Origin of the sequence: Trinickia sp., from assembly GCF_051953955.1 — a bacterium.
GTDB lineage: Bacteria > Pseudomonadota > Gammaproteobacteria > Burkholderiales > Burkholderiaceae > Trinickia.
In genome coordinates, this window is sequence record NZ_JBQCIF010000127.1 from 75,030 (window position 1) to 91,575 (window position 16,546).

9 protein-coding genes and 1 pseudogene are annotated in these 16,546 nt (G+C 63.7%); 5 read left to right on the forward strand and 5 right to left on the reverse strand.

Annotated features, from left to right (window positions below; translation table 11 throughout):
* Positions 1-89: 89 nt before the first annotated feature.
* Genes ACTHNZ_RS24230 through ACTHNZ_RS24240 form a run of 3 tightly spaced genes read left to right on the forward strand, consistent with a single transcriptional unit; the run spans position 90 to position 5,242 of the window.
* Positions 90-3,542 (forward strand): adenylate/guanylate cyclase domain-containing protein, encoded by a 3,453-nt coding sequence (locus ACTHNZ_RS24230; RefSeq protein ID WP_440545132.1) that lies wholly within the window; start codon positions 90-92, stop codon positions 3,540-3,542.
* Positions 3,543-3,575: 33 nt separating this feature from the next.
* A complete protein-coding gene (locus ACTHNZ_RS24235) occupies positions 3,576-4,625 on the forward strand; it encodes a patatin-like phospholipase family protein (protein WP_440545133.1) in 1,050 nt (349 codons plus the stop codon).
* Positions 4,626-4,627: 2 nt separating this feature from the next.
* Positions 4,628-5,242: an HD domain-containing protein gene (locus ACTHNZ_RS24240; protein ID WP_440545134.1), complete on the forward strand. Its 615-nt coding sequence runs from the start codon at positions 4,628-4,630 to the stop codon at positions 5,240-5,242.
* A gap of 26 nt (positions 5,243-5,268) precedes the next feature.
* On the opposite strand, the gene ACTHNZ_RS24245 is transcribed toward ACTHNZ_RS24240, so the two are convergent.
* The 3 genes and pseudogenes from ACTHNZ_RS24245 to ACTHNZ_RS24255 all read right to left on the reverse strand — a co-directional run.
* Positions 5,269-8,772 (reverse strand): pyruvate carboxylase, encoded by a 3,504-nt coding sequence (locus ACTHNZ_RS24245; protein ID WP_440545135.1) that lies wholly within the window; start codon positions 8,770-8,772, stop codon positions 5,269-5,271.
* A 7-nt stretch (positions 8,773-8,779) separates the two neighbouring features.
* On the reverse strand, positions 8,780-9,670 hold the full coding sequence (choW, locus tag ACTHNZ_RS24250) for a choline ABC transporter permease subunit (protein WP_440545136.1): 891 nt from the start codon (positions 9,668-9,670) through the stop codon (positions 8,780-8,782).
* Positions 9,663-10,835, reverse strand: a pseudogene (locus ACTHNZ_RS24255) (quaternary amine ABC transporter ATP-binding protein); the annotation flags it as partial. The gene choW and the pseudogene ACTHNZ_RS24255, both read right to left, overlap by 8 nt.
* Positions 10,836-11,283: 448 nt before the next feature.
* Here ACTHNZ_RS24255 and proP point away from each other — a divergent pair.
* Positions 11,284-12,762: a glycine betaine/L-proline transporter ProP gene (proP, locus tag ACTHNZ_RS24260; RefSeq protein ID WP_440545137.1), complete on the forward strand. Its 1,479-nt coding sequence runs from the start codon at positions 11,284-11,286 to the stop codon at positions 12,760-12,762.
* Positions 12,763-12,866: 104 nt separating this feature from the next.
* Positions 12,867-13,796 (forward strand): LysR family transcriptional regulator, encoded by a 930-nt coding sequence (locus tag ACTHNZ_RS24265; protein WP_440545138.1) that lies wholly within the window; start codon positions 12,867-12,869, stop codon positions 13,794-13,796.
* 52 nt (positions 13,797-13,848) lie between these two features.
* Here ACTHNZ_RS24265 and ACTHNZ_RS24270 read toward each other — a convergent pair whose 3' ends face one another.
* Together ACTHNZ_RS24270 and ACTHNZ_RS24275 are read right to left on the reverse strand one after the other, a co-directional pair.
* Positions 13,849-14,628: a substrate-binding domain-containing protein gene (locus tag ACTHNZ_RS24270; RefSeq protein WP_440545139.1), complete on the reverse strand. Its 780-nt coding sequence runs from the start codon at positions 14,626-14,628 to the stop codon at positions 13,849-13,851.
* A gap of 44 nt (positions 14,629-14,672) precedes the next feature.
* Positions 14,673-15,971, reverse strand: a complete 1,299-nt coding sequence (locus ACTHNZ_RS24275) for an MFS transporter (RefSeq protein WP_440545140.1) — start codon at positions 15,969-15,971, stop codon at positions 14,673-14,675.
* Positions 15,972-16,546 lie beyond the last annotated feature (575 nt).

Sequence of the window (16,546 nt, forward strand, 5' to 3'; positions counted from 1 at the left end):
TGGAAGCCTGACGCCTGAAGCTTGCAGCCGGTCGGTCTACGGCCTAATGTTTCTATTGCAAGGAGAAAGCATTAGGCGGGGAAGATCGTATGCGCTGCGCACATTGCGGATTCGAGAATCTCGCTGGCGCGAGGTTCTGCGAAACGTGCCGCGCGATACTGTCGCGCGTCTGTCCGCGCTGTGGCCATGAAGCCGGATCCTCTGCCAAATTCTGCAGCGAGTGCGGCGCGCCCCTGACCGACGCCCCCGCATCGCCCACTTCGGTCCGCTTCGCTTACGCGCCGCCCGCGGCACCCGTGCACTACACGCCGCACCATTTGGCCGAGCGCATCCGGGCCGAGCAAGCCGCCATGGAAGCCCGCGGCGAAATCGCGGGCGAACGCAAGACCGTCACCGCGCTGTTCGCGGACATGGCGGGATCGACGGCGCTGGTTCACGATCTCGATCCCGAGGAAGCCCATCGTCTGATCGAACCTGTCGTCGCGTTGATGATGGAGGCCGTCCACTACTACGAAGGCTACATCGCCAAATCGCTCGGCGACGGCATCCTCGCATTGTTCGGCGCCCCGATCGCCCACGAGGATCATCCGCAGCGGGCGCTGTATGCGGCGCTGCGCATGCAAGAAGCGATGCGCCGTCACGGCGATCGCATCCGGCTCGAAAAAGGCATTCCACTGCAGATTCGCGTCGGCGTGCATACCGGGGAAGTCGTCGTGCATTCGATCCGCACCGACGACTTGCACACCGATTACGATCCCGTCGGCCACACGATTCACATCGCTTCGCGGATGGAAGGCATCGCCACGCCCTCCTCCATCCTCGTCAGCGAGGCCACGCATAAGCTCGCCGAGGGCTATTTCGAATTCAAGGCGTTGGGCGCCACGCAGCTCAAGGGGATTCCCACTCCGCTGTCGGTGTACGAAGTGCTCGGCCCGGGTGCGTTGCGCACGCGCCTGCAACGCTCGGCGCATCGCGGGCTCGCGCAGTTCGTGGGGCGTGCCGCCGAGCTCGCGCGTCTGCACGAGGCGCTCGAGCAAGCCAAGGCGGGGCACGGACGAATCGTCGCGGCGGTCGGGGAAGCCGGAGTCGGCAAGTCGCGGCTGTTCCACGAGTTCAAGGAACGCTCGCGGCGCGGCTGCCTGGTGTTGGAGACATTCTCGGTTTCGCACGGTAAAGCGTTCGCCAACTTGCCGCTGATGGAACTCTTGAGAAACTACTTTCAGATCACGACGCAGGACGACGAGCGGCGATGCCGCGAGAAAGTCCTGGGCAAGATGCTGACGCTCGAGCGGCAGTTCGAGACTGCGGTGCCCTACGTCCTATGCCTGCTAGGCATCGGCGAAACGGATGCGGCGTTGGCCGACATGGATTCGGGCATTCGGCGAGACCGCGCCTTCGATGCGATCACTCGACTGTTGACGCGCGAAAGCCGCGACCAGCCGGTCCAACTCCTCTTCGAGGATCTTCAATGGTTGGACCGCGAGACCGATGCATTCCTCGCTCGCTTCATCGAGCATGTGCCGAATAGCCGGATCCTGCTCCTCGTCAACTACCGCCCGGAATACCGACCTAGCTGGCAATACGCAGACGAATGCACGCGGCTGCGGCTCGAATCGCTCAGCGCGACCGAAGCGCAGGGACTGCTCACGGCGCTGCTCGGCGACGATGCGGGTCTGGCTCCGCTCAAGCAGCTCGTCTTGGAGAAGACCGAAGGCAATCCGTTCTTCATGGAGGAAGTGGTTCAGACGCTGGTCGAAGAAAAATCGCTCGCCGGCGAGCCGGGGCGCTACCGGATCGAGCAAACGCCCACCACGCTGCACATTCCGACGACCGTGCAAGGCGTGCTCGCCGCGCGGATCGATCGGCTCCGCGTCGCGGAAAAGGAACTGCTGCAAACGTTGGCCGTGCTCGGCAAGGAATTCCCGTTCAGCCTGGTTCAACGCATTTGCGGAGGCCGCGGCGGCCTCGACGATGAAACGCTGCGCCGCCTGCTCGCCAATCTCGAAGCGGCCGAATTCATCTACGAGCGGCCGGCATTCCCGGAGGTCGAGTACTCGTTCAAGCACGCATTGACGCAGGAGGTCGCCGGCCATTCGCTGCTGACCGAGCGGCGCAGCGCCTTGCACGAGCTTGCGGCACAGGCGCTCGAGGCACTGTTTCCCACGCGCATCGCCGACTATTGCAGCGAGCTGGCACACCACTACAGCTTGAGCGGCAACATCCCGAAGGCCGTGGAGTATCTGCATCGCGCCGCGCAGCAGGCCATTCGCCATGCCGCCCATCAGGATGCGATGCACCACCTCGGCGCCGCATTGCAGTTGCTCGAACGTTTGCCAGACACGCCCTCGCGCAAACAGCAGGAATTGGCGCTGCTGCTTGCGCTCGGGCCGACCTTGATGGACGTGCGCGGCTATGGCGCGGGGGAGGTCGCGGCCACCTACGAGCGTGCCCTCGCATTGTGCGACGAGATCGGCGAAACGGAGCAAAGGTTCGCGGTGCACCTGGGATTGAGGATTCACTACATGTCGCGCGCGCAGCACGCGAGTGCGCGCGAATTCAGCGAGCGAATGCTGCGCACGGCGCTCGATGCAAACGATCCCGATCTGCTCGTGGAAGCGCATGGCGCCATCGGCGTGTGCGGATTCCTGCAGGGCGAATTCGCCGACGCTCGCGCTCACGAGGAACAGGCGCTGGCCCTCTACGATCCCGAGCGCCACCAGGCCCACGTGTTCGTGCACGGCGTGGACCCCGGTATCCGCGCCTTGAACTTCCTCGTCTTGACGTTGTGGGTTCAGGGGTATCCCGATCAAGCGCTTGCTCGAAGCCTGGAAGCGGTCGCGCTCGCCCGTAAGCTCGCGTATGGTCCGACCTTGGCCTTCAGCCTCGCTTACGCCGCCGAGCTGCGCCAGTTGCGGCGCGAGCCGTCGATCGCACGCGAATATGCCGAGGCCGTGATCGCCATTTCGGCCGAGCAGGGTTTTCCGTTCTGGGCTACCTGGGGGACCCTCTTTCAAGGGTGGGTACGCACCCAGTGCGGCAGCCTCCAAGAGGGAATCTCGCAGATGCGCCGAGGCTTGGCCGCCGAGGAAGCCGTCGGCAGCGCGGACCAACGTTCGTACTTTCTAGCGCTGCTTGCCGATGGCCTGAGGCGCGCGGGCGACATCGAGGCCGGCCGGCGCATGCTCGAGCAAGCGATCGCGGTCATGGAAGCGAGCGACGAGCGTTGCTACGAAGCTGAACTGCATCGGCTCGAGGGTGCACTGCTGCTCGATGCGTCGAGCGCGGACGCGCGTACCTCCGCGCACCGCGACGAAGCCGAGGCCTGCTTGCGCCGGGCGATCTCCGTCGCGCGCCGTCAAGGCGCCAAATCGCTCGAATTGCGCGCCATGTCGAATCTCGCTCGCCTATGGCAGCGCGAGGGCAAGATCGTGCAGGCTCGGCAAGCGCTGTCCGAGATCTACGGCTGGTTCACCGAGGGCTTCGACACGGCCGACCTGCGCGACGCAAAAGCGCTGCTCGAGGAACTCGAGGAACTGGCATGAGGTGCCGTGCACGACGATCGAGGAGACGGAACGATGCCGACGAAGACAACGAGCCCGCATGGCAACGGAGCGCGCAAGCGAATCGCGTTGGCCTTGCAAGGCGGCGGCATGCACGGCGCATTCACCTGGGGGGTGCTCGATCGGCTGCTCGAAGACGGCCGGCTCGAGATCGAAGGCGTCAGCGCGACGAGTGCCGGGGCGATGAATGCCGCGGTGCTCGCCGATGGACTGCTCAAAGGCGGCGAGGATGGCGCGCGCCGAGCGCTGCATGATTTCTGGCATGCAGTGTCGCTTTCGGCCGAACGCTACAACCCGTTGCGCTGGGCCCCGTGGCTCAAGGGGACGCATATCTTCGGCCTCGATCACTCGCCGCTCTATGCGTTCGCCGACATGGTGCTCCGCATTTTCTCGCCCTACCAATTCAATCCGCAGAACGTGAACCCGTTGCGCGAAGTCTTGGAAAGCCAGGTCGATTTCGCCTTACTGCGCAAGCAGTGCCCTATTCATCTCTATCTATGCGCAACCAACGTCGAGACGGGGAAAATCCGGCTCTTCACCGGCGACGACATCACCGCCGATGCGGTGCTGGCCTCCGCCTGCGTCCCGACGCTGTTTCAGGCCGTCCCAATCGACGGTGAGCACTACTGGGACGGCGGCTATATGGGCAATCCGGCCATCTACCCGCTGATCTACCACTGCGAAACGCGCGACGTGGTCATCGTTCATATCAACCCGGTCGTGCGGCGAGGCGTGCCGATCACGACCGCGGATATCCTCAACCGCATCAACGAGATCAGCTTCAACTCGTCGCTGATGCGGGAGATGCGCGCGATCGCCTTCGTCACCGATCTCATTCAGCAAGGCAAGATCGAGCGCGGGGAGATGAAGGAAATGCTGATTCATTCGATCCGCGCCGACGAAGCGATGTGCGCGCTCAGCGTGGCCAGCAAGTACAACGCGGATTGGGCGTTCCTGCGTCAACTGTTCGAACGCGGACGGCACGAGGCCGATGTCTGGCTCACGCAGCACTACCGTGATGTCGGCCAGCGCTCGAGCATCGACATCCGCCGGGAATTTCTTTGACCATGAGCCAGACGCGAGAACGCTTCACCGCATTGTGGTCGCGCTGCGGCGGGCGATGCGCCGAGGACGTCTATGCCGATTTGGCGCGCAACTACGGCGAGCCGATGCGGCGCTACCACACGCTGCGGCACATCCGCCGCTGCCTGCGCGATCTCGATCACGTGCGCAGCGCGGTGCCCCATCCCGACGACGTCGAATTGGCGCTGTGGTGCCACGACGTGATCTACGTGCCCGGCGCGGCCGACAACGAGCAGCGCAGCGCCGACTGGTTTCGGCAATGGGCGAACGAGGCCATCGCGGCGAGCGAGCGCGTGTGCGGCTCGATCCTGGCGACGAAGCATGCGCAGGTGCCGGACGACACGGACGAACGCTTCGCCGCCGACATCGATCTCGCTATGTTGGGTGCCCCGCGCGGCCGCTTTTGCGAAGACGGCGCGCGGCTGCGAGCCGAGCGGCCCGATCTCGACGACCGCGCATACGATCGGCACGAACGAACGATGCTGGAAAAACTGCTCGCCCGTCCGCGCATTTACCATACCGAGGTCTTTCATACGCGCTGCGAAGCGCGCGCCCGCGACAATCTGGCGTGGCGCCTGGCATTGCCGATCGCCGGCTAACCGGCTAACCAGACGCGCCGCCGTCTTTACTTCAACTCGATGAGCAGATCCTTCGCCGCGACGCGGTCGCCCGGCTGAACGTGCACGGCCGAGATTTCGCAGTCGCGCTCGGCCGCGATGTGCGTCTCCATCTTCATGGCCTCCAGCGCGATCAGCGTGCTGCCGGCCGCCACCCGCTGCCCTGGCTGTACCGCCACGGTGACGACCGAGCCCGGCATCGGCGATGCGATGTGCAGCGGGTTGGCCGGATCGGCCTGCGAGCGGCCTCGGCGTGCGTGGCCTGCCTGAGCCGCGGTGGTGCGGCGCTCGACGAGCGCGCTGCGCGACTGGCCGTTCAACTCGAACAGCACCTTGATCATGCCGTTTTCGGTATCCGGGTGCTGTCCCTGCAGCGCGATCAGCAGCGTCTTGCCCGGCGATATCTCGACCGCCACTTCCTCCTGCGGCTGCGGACCATAGAGGAAAGCCGGTGTCGGCAGCACCGACGTATCGCTGTAGGTCCGCACGTGCGCGTAGTACTCGCCGGTCTGCTTCGGATACATCAAGTACGAAGCGAGTTGCCGATCGTCGAGCGGTTGCCGGCATAGTGCCTCGCCTTGCGCACGCGCCGCATCCAGATCGACCGCGGCGATCTGGTCGCCGGGCCGATACGGTGCCGGCGGCTCGCCCCGGAGCACTTTGCGCGACAACTCGGCCGGGAAACCATCGGGCGGAAAGCCCAGTTCGCCCTTGAACAGCGATACGACCGATTCCGGAAACGCGATTTCCTTGGCGGGATTGCGAACGTCATCGACGCTGAGGTCGTTCGCCACCATCATCAGCGCCATGTCGCCGACGACCTTCGACGTAGGGGTCACCTTGACGATGTCGCCGAAGAGCTGATTGACCTGAGCATAAGCCCGCGAAACCTCGGTCCAACGATGATCGATGCCGAGCGAACGGGCCTGCTCGCGCAAGTTCGTATATTGGCCGCCGGGCATCTCGTGACGATAGACGTCGGCCGTCCCGGCCCTGATGTCGGATTCGAACGGCGCGTAGTATCGGCGCACACCTTCCCAGTAGGTCGATGCCTCGTGCAAGTCGTCCTGATCGACGCCGGGATCGCGTTCGCCGCCTGCCAGCGCGGCCGCGATACTGGACAGATTCGGCTGCGACGTGAGACCGCTCATCGCATCGAGCGCACCGTCGATCGCATCGCAGCCGGCGGCAACGGCGGCCAGCGACGACGCAGCGGAAATCCCGCTCGTATCGTGCGTATGAAAATGCACGGGCAGGCCCGTCTCGTCCTTCAGTACCTTGACGAGCGTAGCCGCCGCCTGCGGACGGCAAATGCCGGCCATGTCCTTGATGCCGAGAATGTTCACGCCCGCGCGCTGCAACTCGGTTGCGATGCCGACGTAGTATTTGAGGTCGTATTTCGAGCGCGACGGATCGAGCAAATCGCCGGTGTAGCAAATCGCGCCCTCGCAAAGCATGCCGTTTTCGCGCACGGCGTCGATCGCCACCCGCATGTTGCGCACCCAGTTCAGCGAATCGAAGACGCGAAACAGATCGACGCCGGTGCTCGCCGCCTGCTTGACGAAGAAACGCACGACGTTGTCCGCATAGTTCGTGTAGCCGACCGCGTTCGAACCGCGCAGCAGCATTTGGAACAAGATGTTCGGGATCCGTTCGCGCAGCAGCGCGAGCCGTTCCCACGGATCTTCCTTCAGAAAGCGCAGCGCGACATCGAAGGTCGCCCCGCCCCAACACTCGAGTGAAAACAGCTGCGAAAGCCGGCGTGCATAAAACGGCGCGATCGGCAGCATATCGGCCGTGCGCATGCGCGTGGCGAACAGCGACTGGTGCGCATCGCGCATCGTGGTGTCGGTCAGCAGCACTTGCTTCTGGTCGAGCATCCACTGCGCGAAGCGCTCGGGGCCCAGTTCACGCAGCCGGTCTCTCGTACCAGGAGGGATCGCGCAAGACGTATCGATCTTCGGCAGCACTGGCTTGGCCAGCGGGAACTTCGGCATCGCACGGCCGTTCATCTCGACGTTGCCGTTCACGGTCAGCTCGCCGAGATAGCGGAGCAGCTTCGTCGCGCGATCCCGCCGCTTCGTGAATTCGAGCAGCGACGGCGTGAGATCGATGAATCGCGTCGTCACATCGCCGGCAATGAAGCCGGGATGATTGATCACGTTCTCGAGAAACTGAAGGTTGCACGCGACGCCGCGGATACGGAATTCGCGAAGCGCCCGGTCCATTCGTTGAATCGACTCGGCGGCCGTCGGCGCCCACGCGGTGACCTTGACCAGCAGCGAATCGTAGTACGGCGTGATGACGGCGCCACCGTAGGCCGTCCCGCCGTCCAAGCGAATGCCGAAGCCAGCCGGGCTGCGATACGCCGTCAACTGCCCATAGTCGGGCAAGAAATCGTTCTCGGGGTCCTCGGTCGTGATCCGGCATTGCAGCGCGTGCCCATTCAGCCGAATGTCTTCTTGGCACGGAACGCCGGCGGCGAGCACCGCCGCTCCGGCGTCGGCATCGCCCGTTTTTTCCGTTACCCCGATTCGCCCGCCCTCGGTAATGCGGATCTGTGCCTTCACGATGTCGATCCCCGTGACCATCTCCGTCACGGTGTGCTCGACCTGGATGCGTGGATTCACCTCGATGAAATAGAAGCGGTCCGTTTCCGCATCCATGAGAAATTCGACCGTGCCCGCATGCGTATAGCCGACGGCACGCATCAACTGCAATGCGGACTCGCACAGCGCCGCTCTCTTCGCTTCGTCCAGGTACGGCGCAGGCGCGCGCTCGACGACTTTTTGATTGCGCCGCTGCACGGTGCAATCGCGTTCGTATAGGTGCACGACCGAACCATGCGTGTCGCCGAGCACTTGCACCTCGACGTGGCGAGCCCGGCGCACGAGCTTCTCGACATAGACTTCGTCGTTCCCGAACGCAGCCAGCGCTTCGCGGCGTGCGGCAGCCAACGACGCCTCGAGATCGCGCTCGCTTTCGAGCACGCGCATCCCGCGCCCGCCGCCGCCCCAACTCGCCTTGAGCATGAGCGGGTAGCCGATGCCCTCGGCGAGACGCTTGCATGCCTCTAGATCATGCGGCAACGGATCGGTCGCCGGCATGACCGGCACGCCGGCGGCAATGGCTGCGTTGCGTGCCGCGACCTTGTTGCCGAGCGTGCGCATCACCTCGGGAGACGGCCCGATCCAACGAATGCCGGCATCGATGACGGCCTGCGCGAAATCGGGATTCTCGGAAAGGAATCCGTAACCGGGATGAATCGCATCGACCTTCGCCTGCCGAGCGACCCGCAGGATGTCCTCGATGTCGAGGTAGGCCGCGAGCGGCTTCTTGCCTTCGCCGACCAAGTAGCTCTCGTCGGCCTTGAAGCGGTGCAGCGCGAGGCGGTCTTCTTTCGAATAGATGGCAACGGTGCGGATGTCCATTTCGGCCGCCGCACGCATCACGCGAATGGCGATCTCGGAGCGGTTCGCAATCAGCAGGGATTTGATCGGGGTGGAATCCATGTTTTTTTCAAGCGCGAGCCACGGCCGCCTTGGAGCGGGTCCTGAACACGGCGAACAGCGGCGCCTTCGCGCTGCCGGGTGCCCGGCCGAAGCTTTCCGTCACGCGGTCGAGGATGATGGCGAGCAGCACCACCGCCAAGCCGCTTTCGAAGCCGAGGCCGATGTCGAGCCGCTGAATGCTGGCAAGCACATCGTTGCCCAAGCCGCCCGCGCCGACCATCGACGCGATGATCACCATCGAGAGCGCCATCATGATCGTCTGGTTCACGCCTTGCATGATCGACGGCAGCGCGTTCGGAAACTGAACCTTATAGAGCAGTTGCCACGGCGTGCAGCCGAACGCCTGCCCTGCTTCGACGATCTCCATGTTCACCTGCCGGATGCCGAGGCTCGTGAGGCGCACGGCCGGCGGCATGGCGAAGATCACCGTGGACAGGATCCCGGGCACGCGGCCGAGGCCGAACAGCATCGCGGCCGGAATCAGGTAGACGAATGCAGGCATCGTCTGCATCAAATCGAGGGCCGGACGCACGATCGACGTCACGAGCTTGCTCTTTGCCGCCCAAATGCCGAGCGGGATGCCGAACAGGAGGCTGATGATCGTCGACGACAGCGTGAGGCCCAGCGTGACGACCGTTTGATCCCAGAAGCCTGTTGCGAAGATGAGCAGCAGCGAAGCCGTCGTGAAAAGCGCGAAGCGCCAGCCGACGCGCCAAAGGCCGATGCCGATGAAGATCGCCATCAAGAGCCACATGGGGATCGCTTGCAGGCCGTGTTCGACGAGGCCGGCAAGGCCGTCGATCGCGCGGCCGACCGCATCGAACGCGTTGGAGTCGTGATCAAGCAGATAGTGAACGGATTGATCGACCCAACTACCGAGTGGGATGAGTTCAGACATGGGAACCTCGCGAACGCGTAATGGCTTTCAGGAGCGCGGCGCGATCGACCGAGCCGCAGTAGCAACCGTCGCTATCGACGACGGGTAGCGCGTGAGCGCTGGCGGACACGCGTTCGACGACATGGTCGAGCGTCGCATCGCACGAAATGCTTTCGACGGGACGCACGCTCGGCGCCGCAGTGCCTGCCCCGTCGCGCGCGACATAGCCGCGAATCTTGCGCTCGGCATCGAGCACGAACGCGTATTGGGCGTTGCCGTCGAACTTTGCGGCGACACTCGCGGCATCGAGCTTCGACACCGTCGGCACGGCGTCCGTCTGCGCGAGATCGCGCGCCGTCAGATACCGGCTCGTGTCGACGCCTTGGAAGAATGCGCGGACGTATTCATCGGCCGGATTCGCGATGATCTGGTGGGGCGTGCCCACCTGCACGAGGCGACCGCCTTCCATGATCGCGATCCGATTGCCGATCCGCAGCGCCTCCTCGAGATCGTGCGAAACGAACATGATCGTCCGACGATGCTCGCGCTGCAGTTGCAGTAGCACGTCCTGCATCTCCTTGCGTTTGAGTGGGTCGAGCGCGGAAAACGCCTCGTCCATGATCATCAGCGAGGGATTGACGGCCAGCGCGCGAGCGAGACCGACGCGCTGCTGCATGCCGCCGGACAGTTCCCGCGGCAGCTTCTGGGCGAACGGTGCGAGCCCCACCTGATCGAGCACGTCGAGCGCACGCCGCTCGCGCTCCTTGCGGCTCACGCCCGCCACCTCCAAGCCAAATGCCGCGTTCGACAGCACGGTGCGCTGGGGCATCAGCGCAAACGACTGGAACACCATGCTCATGTCCTTGCGGCGCAGCGCAATGAGCTCGGAGCGGCGTGCCACCGCCACGTCGCGCCCGTCGATCAGCACGTTGCCGGCCGACGGCTCGACGAGGCGGTTGACGAGCCGGATCAGCGTGGACTTGCCCGAGCCGGACAAGCCCATCAGCACGAAAATCTCGCCCTCCTGGACCTCGAGCGACACGTCGTGGACACCCACGACCTGGCCGGTGCGCTTGAGCACTTCATCTTTCGTCGATCCGGCGGCCAGCATGGCAAGCGCTTGCTGCGGATTGCTTCCAAAGACCTTGGTGAGACCTTTGACGACGACTTTGGGGGTTTGCATCGAGTCCGTCTCCTCATGTAACCAGCATTTCAGGCATTCGCTATTTCCAACATATTTGCCCAGATAAACAATAGCTTATCGATCAATTGCGACCAGCGCTTGCGCTATTGCGACACGGCAGCTGCTTAAATGCGATGATGCGTGCCTCGCGCCGACATGCGGGCGGCGGTCCGTGCGGGTGTTGCATCCGCGTGTCGTTTTAGGGCGATTTCCGGACGCATGAGTGATGACCCGACCGCATAGGGCTCCCTAAAATCGATCCAACCATTTCTTCTTCTCGTGTCGCGCGGCGGGCCGCTTTGCCCCATGCATCGCCCGCATCGCTCGGCACTCCGGCGCGCCCGCAAGCCTTCACGCGCCGCCATGCCCGATCACCTGTGCCCACGAGCGCTTTTTTCGCGCTCGCGGGCTTGGCAACGCCATTTCAACGCCATCTTCAGGAGTGTGTCCATTGAGCCGTCCGCAAAAACGCACCACGCGCCCCCGATCCTCGAACTCGCGACTGACGCTGGCCGATATCACGGTCGTCGACAACGCTCTGCTCAAGCGCGCCGTCGGCGCGATGGCGCTCGGCAATGCGATGGAATGGTTCGACTTCGGTGTCTATAGCTATATCGCCGTCACGCTCGGCAAGGTGTTCTTCCCGTCGAGCAGCCCGTCCGCGCAACTGATCGCGACGTTCGGCACGTTCGCGGCGGCGTTTCTCGTGCGCCCGATCGGCGGCATGGTGTTCGGCCCGCTCGGCGACAAAATAGGGCGCCAGCGCGTGCTGGCCATGACGATGATCCTGATGGCCGTCGGCACGTTCGCGATCGGCCTGATTCCGAGCTACGCCTCGATCGGAACGCTCGCCCCTGCTCTTTTGCTCGTGGCGCGCCTCATTCAAGGCTTTTCGACGGGCGGCGAATACGGTGGTGCGGCCACGTTCATCGCCGAGTTCTCGACGGATCGCCGCCGCGGTTTCGCCGGCAGCTTTCTCGAACTCGGCACGCTGGTCGGTTATATCCTCGGCGCGGGCACGGTGGCTTGGCTCACCGCCACGCTTTCCGAACATGCGCTGCTCTCGTGGGGATGGCGCGTGCCTTTCTTCATCGCGGGCCCGCTCGGGCTGCTCGGCTTGTACATCCGCCTGAAGCTCGAAGAAACGCCGGCCTTCAAGAAGGAAGCGCAATCGCGCGAGGAAAACGAACGCTCGCGTCCGAAGCAGACGTTCCTCCAATTGCTGAAACAGCAGGGCAAGCCCCTGATGCAATGCGTGGGGCTCGTACTGATTTTCAACGTGACCGACTACATGGCGTTGTCGTATTTGCCGAGCTATCTGTCGGCGACGCTGCGCTTCGATGAATCGAGGAGCCTCGTCATCGTGCTGGCCGTGATGGTGCTGATGATGCCGATGACGCTCTTTGCGGGGCATCTGTCGGACAAGATCGGACGCCGGCCGGTCATGCTGTTCGGCTGCTTGGGCTTGCTGCTGCTCTCGATCCCGGCACTGCTGCTGATCCGCATCGGCACGATGCCATCCGTGTTCGGCGGCATGCTGATCCTCGGTGTGCTGCTATCGACGTTCACGGGCGTGATGCCGTCGTCGCTGCCTGCGCTGTTCCCCACGCGGATCCGCTACGGCGCGCTCGCGATCGGCTTCAACGTTTCCGTCTCGCTGTTCGGCGGAACGACTCCGCTCGTCGCGGCATGGCTAGTCGACCGCACCGGCGATCTGATGATGCCCGCCTATTATCTGATGGGCGCATCCGTCATCGGCATCGCGTCGGTGCTCGCGTTGAAGGAGACGGCACGCCGGCCGCTGCTCGGCTCGGGCCCGTGCGTGGGAAGTCGTGAAGAAGCGCTTCGGCTCGTCCACGGACATGGAATGCCCGAGCACGGGCAGACCGTCGAAAAGAACGATTGGGCCGCGGTCAGGGAGCGCGCGTAAGAGGAACGAGCCTAAGAGGAACGAGCCTAAGCCCGCCTTCATCGCGCAAATTTTCGGGACCGTTGATGCACAATAGCCGCACGTCAGTTTTTAGCGAGCGGCTCATGGGTGTCAACTTCGATCTGAACGATTTGCAGGCGTTTCGAGCCGTCGTGGAATTGGGCAGCTTTCGCAAAGCAGCGGAGGCGGTCAACATTTCGCAGCCGGCGCTGAGCCGCCGCATCGAGAAGCTCGAGGCGGCGCTCGGCGTCCGGCTTTTCGAGCGCACCACGCGCAGTGTGGCGCTCACCACCGTCGGCCGTGTGTTCGCCCGCAGCGCGGAACAACTGCTCGACGATCTCGACGTCGCGCTGCTCGGCATCCGCGACGTATCCACGAGCCGCATGGGCCACGTGACCATCGCATGCGTGCCGTCGGTTGCCTACTATTTTCTGCCGAGCGTCATCGCTGCCTACCATAGCCGCTACCCGCGCATCCGGGTCAAGCTCTACGATGCGAGCGCCAACGAAGTGCTCGGTGCCGTCATCAGCGGTGAAGCCGATTTCGGCGTGAGCTTCATGGGCAGCCAAGAGGCCGAAGTCGAGTTCAAGGTCTTGCTGCAGGAACGCTTCGTCGCGGCGTGCCGTCGCGATCATCCGCTCGCCCGAAAAACCCGTGTGTCCTGGAACGAACTTTATGCGCACGAGTACGTTTCCGTCGATAAAACGTCCGGAAACCGCCTGCTGCTCGATCAAGCGTTGACCACGATCACGCCGGACATGGCGAGCGTTTGCGAGACCCGCCATGTCACGACGATGCTCGGTCTCGTCGAGGCGGGACTCGGTGTGGCGGCCGTGCCTTCGATGGCAATGCCCCTTCACGATCATCCGGTCCTTACGAGCATTCCGCTCGTCGAACCGGTCGTGACGCGGCGCGTCGGCATCATCCGGCGCCGCGGGCGCCCGCTGACGCCGGCCGCGCAGCAGTTCTATCAGATGATCCTGGAGACCAAGCGCGGCGGCAGGCGCGGCACGGCGAAGAAGACCGCGGGATGACGTACGGGGCTGCTTGGCGTTCAGCGCTCGCCCGCCCCGCCTAACCGATGCTTCAATGACCCTCGATCGAATCGAGGCCGGTCGACGTCACGACCGGCTGCACCGCAGGCGAGGCGAGATAGTCGAGCAGCGCTTTGGCTTCCTTGGGATGCTCGGCGCCGACCGGGATGCCGGCGGCGAAGCGCGTGATCGATTGCAGCGACTCCGGAATCTTGCCGACATACTCGGCTCCTTTTATCGGAAGCAACTCGCTTACCTGCTGGAATCCGACGTCATAGTCGCCGGAGGCCACCACGGACGCGACGGGAATCCGCGGGATCATCTTCGATTTGCTCTTCATTTGCGCTTCGATACCGAGACGCTTGAACAACTCGCGCTCGATATAGACGCCGCTCGCGCTATCCGAGTAGGCGACGGACCGCGCGTGGAGCAAGGTTTCTCTCAGTGCCGGGGCGGACTCGATGTCGGGCTTGGGCGCGCCGTCGCGCACGACCATCCCGATGCGCGAATCCGCAAGCTCGACGCGTGAATCGGGCCTCACCTTCCCTTGCTTGATCAAATCGTCGAGTGCGTAGCCGACCATGATGACCACGTCCGCATGCTCGCCGCGCTGCAACCGGTTCGGAATGGCTTCCGGCGATTTGCCCATCGATGGGCCTTGCACGGTATCGAGCGTATTGCCCGTCGACGCCTCGAACTTCGGGCCGAGCAGCTTGTAGGCGGCGTTGAATCCGCCGGAGGTCATCACGTGCAGATCGGCAGCCTGCACATTGGCAACCGCGGCGCCGACGAACAGCACGGCGGTACAGAGCTTCAGAAAAAGGGATTTCATGGTGGAAGGTCGTGTCAAAAGGTTCGAGAAATGCCGAGCGCGCTTCAGGAAGCCGCGGCCACCGTGACGCCACGGCGCCGATACAGCGCGAGCGTGGCGCCGAGCGCGCACGCCGCCGCAAAGCTCAGCCAGAAGCCCGGCGCGGCCTTGTCGCCCGTCGCGTGAATGAGTGCGGTCGAGATGACGGGCGTGAACCCGCCGAAGACCGCCGTAGCGAGGCTGTAGGCCAGCGAGAATCCGGCGACGCGCACCTCGACCGGCATGACCTCCGTGAGTGCGACGATCATGGCGCCGTTGTAGATGCCGTACATGAACGAGAGCCACAACAGCACGAGCAGCATGTTGACGAAGCTCGGCGCGTGGGCCAGCAGCGAAAGCGCGGGGTATGCGGTCGCGATCGCCATGGCCGTCATCGCGAGCAGCAGCGGACGGCGGCCGACGCGATCCGACAAGGCCCCGCCGATCGGCAGCCAAATGAAGTTCGAAACGCCCACGCACAGTGTGACGAGCAGGCTGTCGGCGGTGCTCAAATGCAAGACTTTCTTGCCGAAGGTCGGCGCATAGACCGTGATCAGATAGAAGCTCGCAGTGGTCATTGCGACGAGCAGCATGCCGCCGATCACGACACCCCAATTCTGCGCGAGCGTCGCGAATGCCTCCTTCATGTTCGGGCGATGCCGGCGCTGCTCGAACTCCTGCGTTTCCGCGAGCTTGCGGCGAAGCGCGAAGATGAAAGGCACGATCATGCAGCCGACGAAAAACGGCACGCGCCATCCCCACGCGGCGATCGCCGTGGGATCGAGCCATTGATTGACCGCGTAGCCGAGCGCGGCCGCCACGACGATCGCGACCTGCTGGCTGGCGGACTGCCAGCTCGTGAAGAAACCCTTGCGGCCCGGTGTCGCCATTTCGGCGAGATAGACCGACACGCCACCCAGTTCCGCGCCGGCCGAAAAACCCTGCAGCAGGCGGCCAACCAGAACCAAGGCGGGGGCAGCGAGCCCTATCGCGGCATAGCCGGGGACGAACGCGATGAGAATGGTCCCGCTCGCCATGATCGACAGCGTCACGATCAGGCCTTTGCGGCGGCCGACGTCATCGATATAGGCACCCAGGACGATCGCGCCGAGTGGCCGCATGAGAAAGCCTGCGCCGAACACGGTGAAGGTCATCATCAGCGACGCGAAATCGCTCGCTGCCGGGAAGAAAACGGCGGCGATCTGCGTGGCATAAAAACCGAACAAAAAGAAATCGAACTGCTCGAGGAAGTTGCCCGCCGTCACGCGGACGACGACAGATGTCTTGGACTGCCCGGGAAGCCGGGTGCTGGGGGAAGGATGCACTGAGTTGTCTCCTTGAAACGCCCGATCTTTGCCGCGTTCGGGCGGTGATCGTTTGGCGAATGATCGCCTGGACGATTGGAAACGATAAGTGCAATGTTCGGAACGATTGATGCGCGCAGGTTATCGGTGGCATTCACCGTCCGCGCACGAGGGCGACGCATAAGAGAGACGGCCGTGCGATCAAAACATATCGGCATGGATCGCGAAATACAACGAAAGATACAACGATAAAAGCGCGGCTCTAGGCGGCAGTCAGCGGGCTTTCGGCGGGGCTCGCGACGGACGACAAAAAACCCGCAGAGCCGATAGCCATGCGGGTTTTGGGGTACTACTTTCGGGTACTACCTTGGGTATCACGGCAGAACGCTGCGAACCTGCCAGGAAGCCAATTGCGAACGGAAATGGTGGTGCTGAGGGGATCGAAGACGACTCTCGACGCCTTACAGCGCAAGGCCCACACCAAATTCGAATCGCGAGATACAACGAGATATACAACGACGCGAAATATTGCCGCAAACGTAGCCGTCCGGCAACAGAAATCTGCCTTTCAACCAAGCTTCTTACAGCTGGGCACT